The sequence below is a fragment of the Nonomuraea sp. K271 genome, assembly GCF_009908215.1.
In the GTDB taxonomy this organism is placed as follows: Bacteria; Actinomycetota; Actinomycetes; order Streptosporangiales; family Streptosporangiaceae; genus Nonomuraea; species Nonomuraea longispora.
Genome location: NZ_JAAAHR010000349.1, coordinates 1 through 2,142, shown reverse-complemented (window position 1 = coordinate 2,142; position 2,142 = coordinate 1). Strand labels below are relative to the sequence as shown.

Genomic DNA, 2,142 nt, shown 5'->3' with positions numbered 1-2,142 from the left:
GGGTACGGCTTGCGCTCGTTCACCCGGCTATCCCAGCACAGGGCAGCCCGCCGACGGGCGGTAACGCTACAAATCCATCCGATCACACTGTGACATCATGGACTTCGCCTCGCGTAACGCCCTCTGAATGGATACATGAGCCGGCCCCTTCGCTCCACCCCGATTACCAGGGCTTCACCGCTACTACGAGCCGGTCCGCCGACGGACGCCGCGACGGTACTCAGCGCCTCACGGATTCTGCCGCTCGGCGCGCTATCTCACGCCGCCCAGGCCGCGCACGGCCCAGAACAACGGTGTCGGCATCCGCCTTCCCAGGTTCCATGCAGAAGCCGCACCGGACTCGCGCCGCCTCTACGCCGGACACCACCTGGCCAATAGGCGGGCACCCGCCAGGCTCATCCCGGGCCTTTGCAACCACCCCGGTTTGGATGTCATCTACTTGTTTCGACGCGTCCTCGGACGGTTCGCTCGCGCTCGCCTTTCCGGTCCGCACCTCACGCATCACGTGCGCCTTTTCCTTTTCCTCAACGCTCACCCGGCAGTCTTTAGCCAACGCAGCTTGAGGCGGTTTGACGTCTGTCTCTCCCCGCAGGGCGACGCCGAAGGGCCAGACCTTCATCTCCTGCCCAGCAACGCATCCAGCAAGGTTACCTGCACAACAACCTCACCATCCGCGCATGTGGCGCACTTGAAGGTCAAGCTCAGACATCGGTCAGTTATCGAAATCCTGAAACAAGGCGGCGCGCGTGAGCTCTGCCTTGTTGCCCAGGCTGAGTTTCAAGCGGGCCCGCTTGACATAAGTGTCCACAGTGTGCTGACTGATTCCCAGTCGACGTGCCACCTGCCCGTGGGTCAGCCCACGTGAAATATGCTGGAGGACCTGGCTTTCTCGATTGGAAAGCGCGGGCGCCGATTTGTGCGTGGACTGTGCGGCCTCCTGCGCAACCATGGCCTGGACGGTCTCCACCAACGTTTTAGGCTCCCTTATCTTGTCCAACACCTCGTACGCGCCGGCGCCCAGATAAATCGATCGCTGTTCTTCGGGGATGCCCATCTCCAACACCAGCACCGGACCGACCTTCGCCACGTCCGCCACGTAGCGGGCCGCAGCGGGAGGCTCGAGCACGGAAGGATCCACGAGAAAGGCGCCAGTGCTGTGAGTGGGCAAGGGCGCCGGCGGGGCGTTGATCCCCGACACTGTCAGGCCAGCGCCGGTCAGCACGTGAACGAGCCCAATGACATATACTGGAGAAGCATCGATGATGTGTATGCTCATGTTTCCTTGCGAAACTAGCTGGCAAGTATAAAGAGCGTGATTCCACCGACGAAGAGTCGGATCACGCGTGTATTCATGGATGCCCCGATTCCCCACAGCCATGCTCTCTGCCATGCCGACGCAGCGGGGGAATCGAGCAGCGCGCCAACATCACGGCCGAGTTGAGGTCGCCGTGACAGTGAGTAGAAATGAATTTCAATTAGAATCATACGAGCAACGTCTCTGTCGCACCATGATCTTGAGTTCACAGGTCTTTGCAATCCGTCCACTCTCGCCGCGAGAGCGGACGGGACGTGGCTCACGGAGGCTATGGCTCGGGCGGCAGTCGCGGCGGCTCTGCGCCGATAATGCCATCCGTCCAGGTGCCCCGAGCGGCACGCATCGTTGATCGGGCGGGACGAGGACCGGAGCCGGATGCCGGCCTGTCATGACGACCGACCAGGTCACCTTGCGCGTGTGGTGCCTCCCCGGATCGATAGTCATCGCCGGGACCGGATGGTCTTTTCGGAGAAGAAGCGCCTTGCTCACCCAGCCCAACGCCACGGTGTCCTCGATCGCCCGGCTGCTGAACGTCAGCCGCTCCACGATCTACAAGTACGTGCCCGAACTCGCCACGGGCCGCCCTGCCGTCGAACAATCAGCAGCACGAGTCGAACTGGAGACGGGCGGCTAAATCCCAGGTCAGCGCCTACTTGGCGGCTAATAGCGCGTTGGTTAACGGCACCCCGCCTTGGTCAGCTGTGCTCTAGGACGACCACGGGGATCTGCCTGCGGCTCCTGGCCTCGTAGGTGTGGTAGACCGGCGCGAGCTCGGTCATCATGCGCCAGAGCCGCTCCCGTTCCGGCCCTTCGGCGGTACGCGCGCG

General features: G+C 62.7%; 3 protein-coding genes. 1 reads left to right on the top strand and 2 read right to left on the bottom strand.

Features of this window, described 5'->3' with window-relative positions; all coding sequences use genetic code 11:
• Positions 1-712: 712 nt before the first annotated feature.
• The gene (locus GUY59_RS46790) at positions 713-1,276 is read right to left on the bottom strand and encodes a response regulator transcription factor (RefSeq protein WP_161715133.1); all 564 of its coding nucleotides are present in this window, start codon (positions 1,274-1,276) and stop codon (positions 713-715) included.
• Positions 1,277-1,796: 520 nt separating this feature from the next.
• Between GUY59_RS46790 and GUY59_RS49690 the strand changes: the two genes are divergently transcribed.
• Positions 1,797-1,949, top strand: a complete 153-nt coding sequence (locus tag GUY59_RS49690) for a helix-turn-helix domain-containing protein (RefSeq protein WP_236668170.1) — start codon at positions 1,797-1,799, stop codon at positions 1,947-1,949.
• A 61-nt stretch (positions 1,950-2,010) separates the two neighbouring features.
• On the opposite strand, the gene GUY59_RS50420 is transcribed toward GUY59_RS49690, so the two are convergent.
• On the bottom strand, positions 2,011-2,142 hold a 132-nt coding region (locus tag GUY59_RS50420), incomplete at its 5' end, for a nitroreductase/quinone reductase family protein (protein WP_138208814.1).

Bases quoted from the DNA above. Each gene is read 5' to 3' on its own strand.
- GUY59_RS46790 (WP_161715133.1), bottom strand. From the start codon at position 1,276: ATGAGCATACACATCATCGATGCTTCTCCAGTATATGTCATTGGGCTC.